Origin of the sequence: Streptacidiphilus alkalitolerans (assembly GCF_042511045.1) — a bacterium.
Classification (GTDB): Bacteria; Actinomycetota; Actinomycetes; order Streptomycetales; family Streptomycetaceae; genus Streptacidiphilus; species Streptacidiphilus alkalitolerans.
Window position 1 is genome coordinate 135,257 of record NZ_JBHEZX010000005.1, and the last position, 14,969, is coordinate 150,225.

The 14,969-nt window shown below is 71.0% G+C and carries 11 protein-coding genes; 4 read left to right on the plus strand and 7 right to left on the minus strand.

Features of this window, described 5'->3' with window-relative positions; all coding sequences use genetic code 11:
- Nucleotides 1–46: 46 nt before the first annotated feature.
- From ACEZDG_RS12835 to ACEZDG_RS12845, 3 genes are read left to right on the plus strand one after another with little or no spacing between them, the layout of a single operon-like run.
- Complete coding sequence (locus ACEZDG_RS12835; RefSeq protein ID WP_380507292.1) at nt 47–1,186, plus strand: SPFH domain-containing protein; 1,140 nt, start codon at nt 47–49, stop codon at nt 1,184–1,186.
- 13 nt (nt 1,187–1,199) lie between these two features.
- Nucleotides 1,200–2,345, plus strand: coding sequence for a hypothetical protein (locus ACEZDG_RS12840; RefSeq protein ID WP_380507295.1), 1,146 nt, complete (start codon nt 1,200–1,202; stop codon nt 2,343–2,345).
- A 57-nt stretch (nt 2,346–2,402) separates the two neighbouring features.
- Entirely contained in the window at nt 2,403–3,698 is a 1,296-nt protein-coding gene (locus ACEZDG_RS12845) for a hypothetical protein (RefSeq protein ID WP_380507298.1), read from the plus strand.
- Between the two features lie 4 nt (nt 3,699–3,702).
- Here the strand turns inward: ACEZDG_RS12845 and ftsX are convergent, their stop codons facing one another.
- The 5 genes from ftsX to ACEZDG_RS12870 all read right to left on the minus strand — a co-directional run bounded on the left by ftsX (nt 3,703) and on the right by ACEZDG_RS12870 (nt 9,529).
- The gene (gene ftsX / locus ACEZDG_RS12850; protein ID WP_380507301.1) at nt 3,703–4,620 is read right to left on the minus strand and encodes a permease-like cell division protein FtsX; all 918 of its coding nucleotides are present in this window, start codon (nt 4,618–4,620) and stop codon (nt 3,703–3,705) included.
- Between the two features lie 114 nt (nt 4,621–4,734).
- Complete coding sequence (locus ACEZDG_RS12855) at nt 4,735–5,286, minus strand: type III secretion system chaperone family protein (protein WP_380507304.1); 552 nt, start codon at nt 5,284–5,286, stop codon at nt 4,735–4,737.
- A gap of 71 nt (nt 5,287–5,357) precedes the next feature.
- A complete protein-coding gene (gene clpB / locus ACEZDG_RS12860) occupies nt 5,358–8,006 on the minus strand; it encodes an ATP-dependent chaperone ClpB (RefSeq protein ID WP_380507307.1) in 2,649 nt (882 codons plus the stop codon).
- Between the two features lie 140 nt (nt 8,007–8,146).
- Nucleotides 8,147–8,641 (minus strand): LURP-one-related/scramblase family protein, encoded by a 495-nt coding sequence (locus ACEZDG_RS12865; protein ID WP_380507310.1) that lies wholly within the window; start codon nt 8,639–8,641, stop codon nt 8,147–8,149.
- A 252-nt stretch (nt 8,642–8,893) separates the two neighbouring features.
- Complete coding sequence (locus ACEZDG_RS12870; protein ID WP_380507313.1) at nt 8,894–9,529, minus strand: hypothetical protein; 636 nt, start codon at nt 9,527–9,529, stop codon at nt 8,894–8,896.
- 111 nt (nt 9,530–9,640) lie between these two features.
- On the opposite strand from ACEZDG_RS12870, the gene ACEZDG_RS12875 reads away from it, so the two are divergent.
- Nucleotides 9,641–11,449 carry an NHL domain-containing thioredoxin family protein gene (locus ACEZDG_RS12875; RefSeq protein ID WP_380507316.1) on the plus strand — a complete coding sequence of 603 codons (1,809 nt, stop codon included), beginning with the start codon at nt 9,641–9,643 and terminating at the stop codon, nt 11,447–11,449.
- Between the two features lie 68 nt (nt 11,450–11,517).
- On the opposite strand, the gene ACEZDG_RS12880 is transcribed toward ACEZDG_RS12875, so the two are convergent.
- Both ACEZDG_RS12880 and ACEZDG_RS12885 read right to left on the minus strand, forming a co-directional pair.
- Entirely contained in the window at nt 11,518–12,876 is a 1,359-nt protein-coding gene (locus ACEZDG_RS12880) for a M18 family aminopeptidase (protein WP_380507319.1), read from the minus strand.
- A gap of 208 nt (nt 12,877–13,084) precedes the next feature.
- Nucleotides 13,085–14,917, minus strand: a complete 1,833-nt coding sequence (locus ACEZDG_RS12885) for an acyl-CoA dehydrogenase (protein WP_380507323.1) — start codon at nt 14,915–14,917, stop codon at nt 13,085–13,087.
- Nucleotides 14,918–14,969: the final 52 nt, after the last annotated feature.

Below are 14,969 nucleotides of genomic sequence, written 5' to 3' on the forward strand. Positions count from 1 at the left end.
AGCGCACCGGGCCAGGGCGGCCCGGTGGCTGGGGGGAGGGACACCCGTGGGCCTGGTGGACCGCATTCGCGGTGAGTTCATCGACATTGTCGAATGGACGGACGACAGCCGAGACACCATCGTCTGGCGCTTCCCGCGCTACGAGAACGAGATCAAGATGGGCGCCCGGCTGGTGGTCCGGGAGTCGCAGACCGCCGTCTTCGTGAACGAGGGCCGGATCGCGGACGTGTTCGCCCCGGGCACCTACACCCTGGAGACGCAGAACCTGCCGCTGCTGGCGACCCTGAAGGGCTGGAAGTACGGCTTCCACTCGCCGTTCAAGGCCGAGGTGTACTTCGTCAACACCCGTCAGTTCACCGACATGAAGTGGGGCACGCAGAGCCCGGTGATCCTCCGGGACGCCGAGTTCGGCATGGTCCGGGTGCGGGCCTTCGGCGCGTTCGCGCTGCGGGTGGTCGACCCGGCCGCGCTGCTGCGCGAACTCGCGGGCACCGACCCGCAGTTCCGCACCGAGGAGGTGCAGGAGTACCTGCGCCAGCTGATCGTCGGACGGCTCGGCAACGCGCTGGCCACGGCCCAGGTGCCGCTGCTTGACCTGGCGGCCCGTCAGGACGGGATCGGCGCCCAGCTCGCGACGGTACTGACCGGGGAGCTGGCCTCCACCGGCATCGCCATCCCCAAGTTCGTGATCGAGAACATCTCGGTGCCGCCGGAGGTCGAGCAGGCCATCGACACCCGCTCCCGGATGGGCATCGCGGGCAACCTGGACGACTTCACCCGGTTCCAGGCCGCCAACGCGATCCAGACCGCGGCGGCCAACCCCGGCGGGGCGGGCGAGGGGCTCGGCCTCGGCGTCGGCATGGCGATGGGCCAGCGGATCGCGGCGAGCCTCGCCCCGCAGGCGGCCCCCGCGGACGCGCCCGTCGCGGCGGCGGCACCGGCGGCGGCACCGGCCGGTCCTCCCCCACTGCCTGGCCAGGCGGCCGAGTGGTTCCTCGGCGCGGGCGGACAGCAGCAGGGCCCGTTCGACCTGTCGGGGCTTTCCGCCCAGGTCAGCGGCGGTGTGCTGAACCGCGGCACGCTGGTCTGGAAGAGCGGCATGGGTGCCTGGCTGCCCGCCGAGCAGGTGCCCGAGCTGGCGCAGCTGCTGGCCCGCACGCCACCGCCACTGCCGCCGCAGGCCTGAGAGGACCGGGACGATGAGCGACTACAACTACTCGGCGAACCAGGGCAACCAGGGCAATCCGACCGACCAGGCCGCCCCGGACGCCGCCTGGTCCTGCGAGTCCTGCGGCGCCAAGGTGGAGTTCGCCGCCGGCACCGCCGCGCTGGGCTGCCCGTACTGCGGGCACCAGCAGAGCATCGCCGCGGTGCCGCGGCAGGTGCGCGAGCATGCCTTCGCCGAGCTGGCGCAGCTCCCGGCGAAGCCGATGGCCGTGCCGGGCGGGGTGCGGACCTTCGTCTGCCCCGGCTGCCGCGCGGTGACCGAGAGCGACGCGCTGTCCGACCGCTGCCAGTTCTGCGCGACCGCGCTGGTCGCCGACGCCTCGCTGACCGAGCGGGTGGTGCCGGAGGCCGTGGTGCCGTTCGAGCTGGACCGCAACGCGGCCAGGGACGCGCTGCGGAAGTGGACCTCCTCGCGCTGGTTCGCGCCGTCCAGCCTGAAGAAGGTGAGCGAGGCGGAGACCTTCAAGGGCACCTACCTCCCGCACTGGACCTATGACACCAACACCCGCTCCGACTACCGGGGCGAGCGCGGCGAGCACTACTACGAGACCGAGACCTACACCGAGACCGTCGACGGGCAGACCCAGACCCGTACCCGCCAGGTGCAGAAGACCAGGTGGTGGCCGGCCAGTGGGACCGTGCAGCGGTTCTTCGACGACGTGCTGGTGGCGGGCACCACGACCGTGGCGGAGAAGCAGCTGGACAAGCTGACGCCGTGGCCGCTGGAGCAGGCCGTCCCCTACCAGGAGGAGTACCTGGCGGGCTTCCAGACGCTGCGCTACGACGTCGAGCCCGAACCGGGCCTGGAGACGGCGAAGCAGCGGATGGCCTCGGTCATCGAGCAGGACTGCCGCCAGGACATCGGCGGCGACGAGCAGCGGGTGCACCGGATCGAGACCGACTACCTGGACATCACCTTCAAGCTGCTGCTGCTCCCGGTGTGGTTCCTGACCTACCTGCACGCGGGGAAGCCGCTGCAGGTGATGGTGAACGCCCGCACCGGCGAGGTGATCGGCGAGCGCCCCTACAGCGCGGCGAAGATCGCCGCCGCCGTCCTCGCGGCACTCGCCGTGATCGCGGTCGTCGTCGTCCTGCTGGTGGCGAGGTCGCACCACTGAGTCGGCTGCGTACCCGGCCGTCGGTGCGGCGACCGGGTACGCCTACTGTTGTGGCGCGTGACCACCGCACTCGTCCCTCCTCGGCGCATACCCGACCCGGCCGAGCGCGGTATCCGCGCCGGCGCCACGCGCACGGCCGTCCGGCGCACCGCCGTGGCCGTGGGCGGCTACCTCGCGGTCCGGGCGGTCGGCCTGCTGGCGCTGCTGGCCTACGGATCCGCCCGGCACCTGCCGGTGCTGGCCCGGCTGGGCGGCAGCTGGGACGCGGGCTGGTACGTACGGATCGTCAGGACCGGCTACGGGGTCTCCAACGGGCTGATCGGCCACCACGGGATCCCCTACTCGCCACGGGCCTTCTTCCCGCTCTACCCCGGGCTGGCCGAACCCCTCTACCGGCTGCTGCCGTTCGGCGCGGCAACCGACCTGGCCCTCGTCTCCGCCGTCGCCGGGGCCGCCGCCGCGGCCGGGATCCACAGCTGCGCCGCGCACTGCCACGGCCACCGGACCGGTGTCGTCGCGGCCGTGCTGTGGGGGGTGCTGCCGCTGGCGGCGGTCGAGAACATGGGCTACTCCGAGTCGCTCTTCACCGCGTTCGCCGCCTGGACCCTGTACGCCGTGCTGACCCGCCGCTGGCTCGCGGCCGGGGTGCTGTCCGTGCTCGCCGGGCTGACCCGGCCGACCGCGATGGCGGTCACCGCGGCGGTCGCCGCAGCCGCCCTGGTCGAACTGCACCGGCTGTACCGACAGCACCGGCTGCACCGGCAGCCGCGCGGCGAGGGCTGGCAACGGCCGCTGGCCGCAGCGCTGTTGGCCCCCCTGGGCTGGCTCGGCTACATGCTGTGGACCGGACGGGCGGTCGGTTCCTGGAGCGGCTACTTCCACATCCAGGACGCCTGGGGGTCCAGCTTCGACGGCGGCCTCTCCGCCGTCCGCCGCCTGCTGCACCTGCTCGCCGGGAGCCAGCACCGGGCGGCCGGTTCGGGGTCGGCGGCGGCAGCCGGACCGGCCGCGCACACCCCTCACATCAGCACCGCGGTGACCGTGCTCACCGTGCTGGTGATGGCGGCGACGGTGCTGGCGGGCCTCGGCCTGTTCGTCCTCGCGCTGATCCGCCGTCAGCCGCTGCCGCTGCTGGTCTACAGCGCCGCGCTGCTGGTCATGGACCTGGGGAACTCCTCGTCCAGCCCGCCGCTGGCCCGCTTCCTGCTGCCTGCCTTCGCCCTGCTGTTCCCGGCGGCCGAGTGGCTGGCCGGGTTGCGCCGGGGGACGACGGTCGCCCTGCTCGGCTCCTGCGCGCTGCTCTCCGGGCTGTACGGGATCGTCGTGGTGTTCCTGGCCGGAGCGCCCGCCTAAACCGCTACACCTTCAAGTACTTGCGCAGGGTGAGGAAGGCGGCGATGGCGGCCATGCCCACGCCCAGCACCAGCATCAGCGGCATGACCTGGAACACCGGGTTCCAGCCGATGAAGTTGATCAGCTTGATCTGCGACCGCAGGAAGCGGTCGATCAGCAGGTACTTGCCGAGCGCCAGCATCCCCGACGCCAGGATCGCGCCCACCAGCGCCGCGAACGCCGCCTCGGCGATGAACGGCAGCTGCACGTAGTAGTTGGACGCGCCCACCAGGCGCATGATCCCGGTCTCCCGTTTGCGGCTGAACGCCGAGACCCGGACCGTGTTGACGATCAGCAGCAGCGTCACCGACAGCATGATGGCCATCACCACCAGGGCCACCACCTGGGCCCCGTTGAGCAGTTTGAACAGCGGCTTCAGCAGCTCGCTCTGGTCCTCGGCGTAGGCCACCCCCGGCTGCCCGTTGACCAGTTCGGTGACCGCCACGTACTGCCGGGGGTCCTTCAGCTTGAGCCGCAGCGCACCGCCGAAGGCGTCAAGGTTCACATAGGAGGCGAGGCTGGACTTCCCGTACTCCTGTTTGTACTCGGTGAGCTGCTGGTCAGGGGTCTGCGGGTAGATGTGCTGGATCAGCCCGGTCTTCTCCAACTGCGCGCTGACCGCGTCCATCTGACTCTGCGTGGCAGGACCCGAGGCACAGTTCGGGTACTGCTTGTTGGTCATGTCGTCCTTGGCGCAGAAGAAGACGGACACCTCCACCCGGCCGTCCCAGTACTTCTGCATGCTGTCGACCTGGTCGCGCAGCAGCAGCGCGGCACCGGCCAGGGAGAGCGAGAGGGCGACGCTGATGACGACTGCGATGGTCATGGTCAGGTTCCGGCGCAGGCCGATGCCTATCTCCGATATGACGAACTGTGCTCGCATGACGTCCTTGTCGGGTCGGCCAGGGGTTTACGGTCGCTCAGTGTAGGCGGAAGGGCCGGCGCGCTGTCCGCGCACCGGCCCTTCCGGGGGTCCTGCCTGGTCGTACCGCCTGGGTCAGTCCTCGGTGGAGTCACCCTCGGTGCTGTCATCCCCGTCGGTGTCGACGGCCTGGGCCAGGCCGAGCCGCTCGGCGAGCCAGGCGTCGAAGCTGACCGCGGCCTGGGTCCAGTTGGCCGTCATCGCGACGAAGTAGTTGACGTTGACACCCATGCCGACGATCATCTGCGACTCGCCGATGACCCGGACCACGCCGTCGTCGTGGGTGTGGGTGTAGACCTTCGGCCAGAGGGTCTCCCGGTTCCACTCGTCCAGGGCCTCCAGCAGCTCGGCCTTGGAGTCGATCGAGTGCGGGCGGTCGTAGAAGGCGCGGACCGCGAAGAGCTCCTTCTGCTCGCCGCGGAACATGTAGTAGACGCGGAAGCCCTCCCAGGGGGCGAGCAGGTCGCCCTCCTCGTCCACGGCGTGCTTGAGCTCCATCTGGTGCAGCAGCTGGGTGACCAGCTCCTGGTCAGGGATGATCACCGGCGGCGGGCCTTCGTCGCCCGTCGGCTGCGGCTGCTGCTGCGGCGCCCCGAAGAAAGGGATGGAAGACGGGTCGATGCTCATGTTGGCCGAGTTTCCCTTCGAATGGACTTACCAGGACCATCCTGCCTCATGCCCGTGTCCAGGCGAAGCGGTCACCCCTTCTTGTCGGAGGTCTTCTCGGAGGTCTTCTCGAAGGTCGTGGCGACCGGTGCGGCCGGGCCCACGCTGAGGTGGTCCGCCCCGGGTTCGGCGTCGACCTCGACGGTGTCCCCGTCGCGGACGGTGCCGCCCAGGATCTCCCTGGCCAGCTGGTCGCCGATGGCCGACTGGACCAGCCGGCGCAGCGGACGGGCGCCGTACGCCGGGTCGTAGCCGGTGAGCGCGAGCCAGTCACGGGCGGCCGGGGTGACCGTGAGGGTCAGCCGCCGGTCGGCCAGCCGCGCGGCCAGCGAGGCGACCTGGAGGTCGACGATGCGGGCCAGCTCGTCCATGCCCAGCGGGTCGAACACCACGATGTCGTCCAGCCGGTTCAGGAACTCGGGCTTGAAGGCGCTGCGGACGGTCTCCATCACCCGGTCCCTCTTGGCCCGGTCGTCCAGGGCCGGGTCGGCCAGCCACTGCGAGCCGAGGTTTGAGGTCAGGATCAGGATGGTGTTGCGGAAGTCCACCGTCCGGCCCTGGCCGTCGGTGAGCCGGCCGTCGTCCAGCACCTGCAGCAGGATGTCGAACACCTCCGGGTGCGCCTTCTCCACCTCGTCCAGCAGCACCACCCCGTACGGGCGGCGGCGGACGGCCTCGGTGAGCTGGCCGCCCTCCTCGTAGCCGACGTAGCCGGGGGGCGCGCCGACCAGGCGGGCCACCGAGTGCTTCTCGCCGTACTCGCTCATGTCGATCCGGACCATGGCCCGCTCGTCGTCGAAGAGGAAGTCCGCCAGGGCCTTGGCCAGCTCGGTCTTGCCGACCCCGGTCGGGCCGAGGAACAGGAAGGAGCCGGTCGGCCGGTCCGGGTCGGAGATGCCGGAACGGGAGCGGCGCACCGCGTCGGACACCACCTGGACCGCGGCGGTCTGGCCGACCAGCCGGCGGCCGAGCTCCTGCTCCATCCGCAGCAGCTTGGCGGTCTCGCCCTCCAGCAGCCGCCCGGCCGGGATGCCGGTCCAGGAGGCCACCACATCGGCCACGTCGTCCGGGCCGACCTCCTCCTTCACCATGGACGCGCTGGTGGCCTCGCTGCGGGCATCGTCCTGGGCCTCGGCGAGCTCCTGCTCGGCGGCCGGGATGTCCGCGTACATCAGCCGGGAGGCGGTGGTGAAGTCGCCGTCGCGCTGGGCCCGCTCGGCGGTGCCGCGCAGGTCGTCCAGGCGTTCCTTGAGCTCGCCGACCTTGTTCAGGGTGGCCTTCTCGGCCTGCCAGCGGGCGGTCAGCCCGGCCAGCTGCTCCTGCCGGTCGGCCAGGTCGCGGCGCAGCCGCTCCAGCCGGTCGACCGAGGCCGCGTCGGACTCCTTGGCGAGCGCCATCTCCTCCATCCGCAGCCGGTCGACGGCGCGCTGCAGCTCGTCGATCTCCACCGGGGAGGAGTCGATCTCCATCCGCAGCCGGGACGCGGCCTCGTCCACCAGGTCGATGGCCTTGTCCGGCAGGAACCGGGAGGTGATGTAGCGGTTGGACAGGGTGGCCGCGGCGACCAGCGCGGCGTCCGCGATCTGCACCTTGTGGTGCGCCTCGTAGCGGGACTTCAGCCCGCGCAGGATGGCGACGGTGTCCTCGACCGACGGCTCGCCGACCATGACCTGCTGGAACCGGCGCTCCAGCGCGGCGTCCTTCTCGATCCGCTCGCGGTACTCGTCCAGGGTGGTCGCGCCGACCATCCGCAGCTCGCCGCGGGCCAGCATCGGCTTGAGCATATTGCCGGCGTCCATCGCCGAATCGCCGCCCGCGCCCGCGCCGACGAGCGTGTGCAGCTCGTCGATGAAGGTGATGACCTGGCCCTCGGACTGCTTGATGTCGGCGAGCACGGCCTTCAGCCGCTCCTCGAACTCGCCCCGGTACTTCGCCCCGGCGACCATGGCGCTGAGGTCCAGCGAGACCAGCCGCTTGCCGCGCAGCGACTCGGGCACGTCGCCCGCGACGATGCGCTGGGCCAGGCCCTCGACCACGGCGGTCTTGCCGACGCCGGGCTCGCCGATCAGCACCGGGTTGTTCTTGGTGCGCCGGGACAGCACCTGGACCACCCGGCGGATCTCCTGGTCCCGGCCGATGACCGGGTCCAGCTTGCCGTCGCGGGCGGCCTGGGTCAGGTCGGCGCCGTACTTCTCCAGCGCCTTGTAGGTGCTCTCCGGGTCGGCCGAGGTGACCCGGGCACTGCCCCTGACCTCCTTGAACGCGGCCAGCAGGGCCTTGGGCGTGGCGCCCTCGGCCTTGAGCGCGTCGGCCACCGAACCGCCCTCGGCGGCCAGGCCGACCAGCAGGTGCTCGGTGGAGACGAAGGCGTCGTCCAGGTCGGTGGCGCGGGCGCCGGCCTCGTTCAGGGTGTTCACGATCTGCCGGGACAGCTGCGGCGCGGACACCGTCGACCCCTGCGCCGAGGGCAGCGCCGCCGCCTGCCGCTGGACCGCGGTGCGGAGCCGGACCGGATCCGCACCGACCGCCTCCAGCAGCGGGCCGGCGATGCCCTCGGGCTGCTCCAGCAGTGCGAGCAGCAGGTGCACCGGGGTGACATCGGGGTTGCCCGCGCTCGACGCCTGTCGGATCGCCGCCGACAGGGCTTCCTGTGCCTTGGTGGTGAGCTTGCTCGCGTCCACGCTGATGCGTCCTCCTGTGCTCGACCGTGCCTGCCTTGTCCTGCCTCTGTCAGCATGACGTAAGTTGAGTCTATTCCACTCAAGGCAGAGAACGCGCCGAAGCGACCGAAGGAACCGGAGGAACCGAAGGAACCGGAGGATCAGTCCTCGTGGTGCTCGATCCGCTGCAGGTGGTCCACGCAGACGGCGACGCAGAGCAACAGCGGGATGTCCTGGCCGTCCTCGATGTCGATCCCGTAGGTGTCGCGGAAGGAGAACCACTTCTTCGAGACCCGGGCGATCCGGTGCCCGCCCTCGTCGTCGATGTCGAACTCGTGGTCGAGGAAGTCCCCGTGCACCTCGTACTCGCGGCCGTCGGCCAGGTGCGCCTCGTACTTGTCCCGGAACGGGGTGAACAGCTTCTTCTTCACCGTGGCGAGGGTGTCCCCGTCCCGTTCGATCCGCATCGCGTCGCGGACGCTGACGATCTTCTTCTTGATCACCGCGACCTTGACGCCGGTGGGATCCTTCAGCTCGAAGGTGTCCGAGACCCGCAGTACCTTGCCGTCGACCAGGAACGCCTTGTCGCCGTGCTCGGTGGTGATCCAGTGGTCGTCGCCGATCGAGAACATCCGATCCCGCATCAGGAACTTCATGACGTCTTCGCCTCCGGGTTTCGTCCTACACCGGATAGGACGTTTCCCCCGCGGGGGGAGTTCCTACCGCGGGCGCCTCCGGAAGGACGAGTCTGTCAGCACCTCGGGCATACGGCCCGAGTCGCGGCCGGACAGGATGCGGCCGGGCAGGGTGCTGCCCGGCGGGGGCAACCCCGCCCACCCGCACCGGATCTGACACCCTTTCGCCCGCAAGGTAGCCGCTGCGGGTGGTGCATCGGCAGCGTGCCGAGGTCACCGGGCGCGCCGCACCGGCGTTCTGTCGACCCCTCCGAGCTGCTGCTTCAGCTGCGGACCTGTTCTTCCACGCGGTGGCGGATGTACGCGTCCGGGTGCGAGCGTGCGATGGCCACGGCCTCGTCCACGAGGTCGTGCAGTGCTTCCGGGTACGCCGACTTGCGCAGCGGCAGGCCGGGGAGGAGGCAGCGGCGAACGTCCAGGTGCTCGTTGCTGACGAACTCGCGCAGCGCCGGCCCGCTCCGGGTTGGTGCCCGTGCGCAGGTAGGCGAGCAGCGCCGAGCGGACGCGCAAGTATCCGAACGCGTTCAGGGCCGGCTCGACGAACCAGCGGTCGTAGCTCGGGTCAGGGTCAGTGACCGCAGCCTTGATGAGCGCATCGAAGGATGCCTCGGAAAGGATCAGACCCTGGCGGCAGGCATCACGAATCGCCGCCCGCACGTGCTGCCCCCACGTCCACCGACCGTAGGGATCAGGATCGGGACCGGGTTCAGGATCGACATCGAGTCCGAGGGCCCGCACCACGTCCCGCAGGCACAGCAGGAACTGCTGCTCCCCGTCCTCCGTGCGATCCGGCAGCGCCATGAGCCCCGGCAGAGCATCTGCCGTACCCTCCGCGTCCTGGTCGTCCACGTCCGCAGCCAACGCGTGCCTCCCTGGTCGTGGGCCTGAACTGCAGGGTAGTGGCGCAGTCCACGGTCGAGCGAGGAATGCCCGCGTCGTTCGATGGGGTTGGATACAGGTATGGCTTCTCGTGCACGGGTACGCGCCCCCGAACTTGTCGGCGCCGGTGGTTGGCTGAATACAGGCGGTAAGGAACTGACGCTCGGCGATCTTCGGGGGAAGATCGTCCTGCTGGACTTCTGGACCTTCTGCTGCATCAACTGCCTCCACGTCCTGGACGAGCTGCGGGAGCTGGAGGAGAAGCACCGGGACACCCTGGTGATCGTCGGGGTGCACTCGCCGAAGTTCGTGCACGAGGCCGAGCACCAGGCCGTGGTGGACGCGGTGGCCCGCTACGACGTGCAGCACCCGGTGCTGGACGACCCGGAGCTGGCGACCTGGAAGCAGTACGCGGTGCGGGCCTGGCCGACGCTGGTGGTGGTGGACCCCGAGGGCTACGTGGTCGCCCAGCACGCCGGCGAGGGGCATGCGCACGCCATCGCCGCACTGGTCGCCGAACTGGAGACGGCGCACGCCGCCAAGGGGACGCTGCGGCGCGGCGACAGCCCGTATGTGCCGCCGACGGCGGAGCCGGGGGCGCTGCGCTTCCCCGGGAAGGCGCTGCGGCTGCCGGACGGCGGCTACCTGGTCGCGGATTCGGGACACCACTCGCTGGTCGAGCTGGCCGAGGACGGGGAGACCGTGCTGCGCCGGATCGGCAGCGGGGACCGCGGGCTGGTCGACGGGGCAGCCGGCGACGCCCGGTTCAGCGAGCCGCAGGGGCTGGCGCTGCTGCCGGACGGTGCGGTGATCGTCGCGGACACGGTGAACCACGCGCTGCGCCGCTACGACCCGGCCACCGGCCAGGTCAGCACCGTCGCCGGGACCGGCCGGCAGTGGTGGCAGAACTCCCCCACCGCGGGCCCGGCCCGCGAGGTGGACCTGTCCTCGCCCTGGGACGTGGCCTGGTTCGACGGCCAGGTGTGGATCGCCATGGCCGGCACGCACCAGCTGTGGACCTACGACCCCGCCGCGGGCACCGTCGCCGTCGCGGCCGGGACGACCAACGAGGGTCTGGTGGACGGCGCGGCGCGGGAAGCCTGGTTCGCCCAGCCGTCCGGACTGGCCGCAACCGAGGACCGGCTCTGGGTGGCCGACTCCGAAACGTCAGCCATTCGCTATGTTTCACGTGAAACGCACCAGGTGAGCACCGCTGTCGGGACCGGTCTGTTCGACTTCGGCCACCGGGACGGGGACGCCGCGCAGGCGCTGCTGCAGCACCCGCTCGGGGTGACCGTGCTGCCCGACGGCTCGGTGGCGGTCGCGGACACCTACAACCACGCGCTGCGCCGCTACGACCCGGCCACCGGCCAGGTCACCACCCTGGCCACGGATCTGCGGGAGCCCAGCGGGGCGGTCGTCGTGGACGGGGACATCGTCGTGGTCGAGTCCGCCCGGCACCGGCTGACCCGGCTCCGGCTGCCCGAGGAGGCGGTCCAGGTCGAGGCCGCCGCGCACCGGACCCAGCGGCCGGCCACCGAGGTCGCCCCCGGGCTGCTCCGGCTCGACGTGATCTTCACGCCCCCGGCCGGGCAGAAGCTGGACGAGAGCTACGGCCCCGCCACCCGGCTGCTGGTCAGCTCCACCCCGCCGGAACTGCTGCTGGACGGCACCGGCGCCGACCCCGCGCTGAGCCGCGAGCTGCGGCTCGACCCGGCGGTCGGCGAGGGCGTGCTGCACATCAGCGCGATGGCTGCGAGCTGCGACGACGACCCGGCGATCGAGTACCCGACCTGCCATGTGCACCAGCAGGACTGGGGCGTCCCGGTGCGGCTGGTCCCCGGGGCGACGGACCGGCTGCCGCTGGTCCTGGCCGGGATGAGCGAGTAGCGGCGGCGCAGCAGCGGCAGACGAGCGGCCCGGCGCCGCCGCGCCCGCGGCTCGGCCTTCCTGGAGGCTCAGCTCTCCAGGAAGGCCTTGAGCACCGACGCCAGCAGGAACGGGTCGTCCGCGCCGCAGAGCTCCCGGGCCGAGTGCATCGACAGCGCGGCGATGCCGCAGTCGACCGTGGCGATACCCAGCCGGGCGGCGGTGATCGGGCCGATGGTGGTACCGCAGGGCATCGAGTTGTTGGACACGAAGACCTGCCACGGCACCCCGGCCCGCTCGCAGGCGGCGGTGAAGACAGCGCGGCCAAGCCCGTTGGTGGCGTAGCGGTTGTTGACGTTGACCTTGAGGATCGGGCCGCCGTTGGGCATCGGGCGGTGGCCCGGCTCGTGCCGTTCGCTGTAGTTGGGGTGCACCGCGTGGCCCATGTCCGAGGACAGGCAGACCGTCCCGGCCAGGGCCCGGGCCCGGTCCTCCAGGGTGCCGCCGCGGGCGAAGACCGAGCGCTCCAGCGTGCTGGCCAGCAGCGGCCCCTGCGCGCCGGTGTCAGACTGGCTGCCGTTCTCCTCGTGGTCGAATCCGACGATCACCGGGATGCAGCCGAGGTCGACGCCGCCACCCCCCGCGCCACTCCCCGTGCCGGCCACGCCGCTCACGCCGCCGTCCGCGGTGGCCACCGCGGCGAGGGCAGCGGTGGCGGCGTGCACCGACAGCAGGTTGTCCAGCCGGGGCGCGGCCAGCAGCTCACGGTCGCGGCCCAGGTAGGACGGCGGCTGGATGTCGTGCACCATCAGGTCCCAGCCGACGACCTGCGCCGGGTCGAGACCGGCGGCCTCGGCCACGTACTCGATCAGTGAGCCCTCGTCGACCCGGCCGAGGCCCCAGACCGGGGTGATGTGCTGCTGCCGGTCGAGCACCATGCCGTCGTTGACCGCGCGGTCCAGGTGGATCGCCAGCTGCGGCACCCGGAGCAGCGGCTCGTCCAGCTGGACCAGCCGGGTGCTGCCGTCGCGCAGCGACAGCCGTCCGGACAGGCCGAGGTCGCGGTCCAGCCAGGTGTTCAGCGGGACGCCGCCGTAGATCTCGACCGCGACCTGGCGCCAGCCGGCCCGGCCGGTGTCCGGGATCGGCTTGACCCGGAGGTTGGGCGAGTCGGTGTGGGTGCCGACGATCCGGAAGGGCGTGGCCGGGGTGGCGCCGGCCGGGACGTACCAGGCGATCAGCGCGCCGCCGCGGATCAGGTAGCGCCCGCCGGGGGTGCCCTCCCAGGCCGCGGTCTCCTCGACCTGGCGGAATCCAGCCTTCTCCAACCGCTCCGCGGCACTGGTCACCGCATGGAACGGTGACGGGCTGGCCTGCAGGAAGGCGATGAGGTCGTCGGTGTGGCTGCGGTCGAAAGCGACGCGGCCCGCGCCGGCTGCGCTGGTCAATGCTGCTCCAGGGGTGAGGGGGTTCCCGAGCGGAGCTGCGGCCGGTCGGACAGGTCGGCCCCGCATGGTGCCGCCCGAGCCTACGCCCCGCTCCATGGCCCAATTGTCGCCCGCCCGACCGTGCGGATGCCCCCGGATACGGGTCAGGGCCCCGAAGCGTGATGCTTCGGAGCCCCGACCGGTCGCTGTAACCGGTGCGAACAGCAGGTCAGAACCCTGCCTCCGGCAGGTCCATGATCAAATTATCGATGCCCTCGGCGATCAGCCGCTGGGCGTGGACGGTCGGCAGGACCGTCCGGTTGAAGAACCGCGCCGCGGCGACCTTGCCCTGGTAGAACGCGGTGTCCTTGGCGGAGGCGCCGCCCTCGGCCAGCTTGGCCTGGGCGACCGCGGCCTGGCGCAGCAGCAGCCAGCCGATGACCACGTCGCCGGAGACCAGCAGCAGCCGGGTGGTGTTCTGGCCCACCTTGTACATGTTGCGGGTGTCCTGCTCGACCGAGGCGAGCTGGTTCAGCATCGCGCCGACGATGGCCTCCAGGTCGCCGGCCGAGGCGGCAAGCTGCTCCCGCTCGGCGGCCAGGTCGTCGCCTCCGAGGCCGTTGGCGATGGACTTCTGGATCTGCTCGGAGAGCGAGGTCAGCGCCTGGCCCTGGTCCTTGACGATCTTCCGGAAGAAGAAGTCCTGGCCCTGGATCGCGGTGGTGCCCTCGTACAGGGTGTCGATCTTGGCGTCCCGGATGTACTGCTCGACCGGGTACTCCTGCAGGTAGCCGGAGCCACCGAAGGTCTGCAGCGACTGGGCCAGCTGCTCGTAGGACTTCTCCGAGCCGTAGCCCTTGACGATCGGCAGCAGCAGGTCGTTCAGCCGCTCGGCGGCGTCCGCGGACTCGCCGCGGGCCTTGAGCAGCTGGATCTCGTCCTGGATGCTGGCGGTGTAGAGCACCAGGGCGCGCATGCCCTCGGCGTACGCCTTCTGGGTGAGCAGCGAGCGGCGGACGTCGGGGTGGTGGGTGATGGTGACCCGGGGGGCGGCCTTGTCCAGGAACTCGGCGAGGTCCGGGCCCTGCACCCGCTCCTTGGCGTACTCCAGGGCGTTCAGGTAGCCGGTGGAGAGGGTGGCGATGGCCTTGGTGCCGACCATCATCCGGGCGAACTCGATGATCCGGAACATCTGCCGGATGCCGTCGTGCTTCTCGCCGAGCAGCCAGCCCCTGGCCGGGGCGTCGGCGCCGAAGGTCATCTCGCAGGTGTTGGAGGCCTTGAGGCCCATCTTGTGCTCGACGTTGGTGGCGTAGACGCCGTTGCGGTCGCCCAGCTCGCCGCTCTCCCAGTCGAAGTCGAACTTCGGCACGATGAAGAGGGACAGGCCCTTGGTGCCGGGGCCGTGGCCCTCGGGGCGGGCCAGCACCAGGTGGATGATGTTCTCGGACATGTCGTGCTCGCCCGAGGTGATGAAGCGCTTGACGCCCTCGATGTGCCAGCTGCCGTCGTCCTGCTTGACCGCCTTGGTACGGCCGGCGCCGACATCCGAGCCCGCGTCGGGCTCGGTCAGCACCATGGTGGAGCCCCAGCCCTTGTCGGCCATCAGCCGGGCGATCTTGAGCTGCTCCTCGGTGCCCTCGTCGGCGATCACTCCGGCGAAGGCCGGGCCGGACGAGTACATCCAGATCGCGGGGTTGGCGCCGAGCACCATCTCCGCGTACGCCCAGATCAGGCTGCTGGGGGTGGGCGTGCCGCCGATGGACTCCGGGATCCCAAGGCGCCACCACTCGGCGTCCATGTAGGCCTGGTAGCTCTTCTTGAAGGTTTCCGGCACCGGGGCGGTGTTGGTCGCCGGGTCGAAGACCGGGGGGTTGCGGTCGGCGTCGGCGAAGGACGCGGCCAGCTCGTTCTCGGCCAGTCGGGATATCTCGGCGAGGATGCTCTTCGCCGTCTCCACGTCCATGTCGGCGAAGGGGCCGCTGCCGTAGACCTCGTCACGGCCGAGCACCTCGAACAGGTTGAACTCAAGGTCTCGCAGGTTGGACTTGTAGTGACCCATGAACGTTCTCCGGTCATCGCGTCGGTAGGTGCCGGGATCTGCGTGGCGCAGC

What these genes read in the sequence shown, in the direction of transcription:
- ACEZDG_RS12840 (WP_380507295.1), top strand. Translation starts at nt 1,200, where the DNA reads ATGAGCGACTACAACTACTCGGCGAACCAGGGCAACCAGGGCAATCCG.
- ftsX (WP_380507301.1), bottom strand. Translation starts at nt 4,620, where the DNA reads ATGCGAGCACAGTTCGTCATATCGGAGATAGGCATCGGCCTGCGCCGG.
- ACEZDG_RS12855 (WP_380507304.1), bottom strand. Translation starts at nt 5,286, where the DNA reads ATGAGCATCGACCCGTCTTCCATCCCTTTCTTCGGGGCGCCGCAGCAG.
- ACEZDG_RS12865 (WP_380507310.1), bottom strand. Translation starts at nt 8,641, where the DNA reads ATGAAGTTCCTGATGCGGGATCGGATGTTCTCGATCGGCGACGACCAC.
- ACEZDG_RS12875 (WP_380507316.1), top strand. Translation starts at nt 9,641, where the DNA reads ATGGCTTCTCGTGCACGGGTACGCGCCCCCGAACTTGTCGGCGCCGGT.
- ACEZDG_RS12885 (WP_380507323.1), bottom strand. Translation starts at nt 14,917, where the DNA reads ATGGGTCACTACAAGTCCAACCTGCGAGACCTTGAGTTCAACCTGTTC.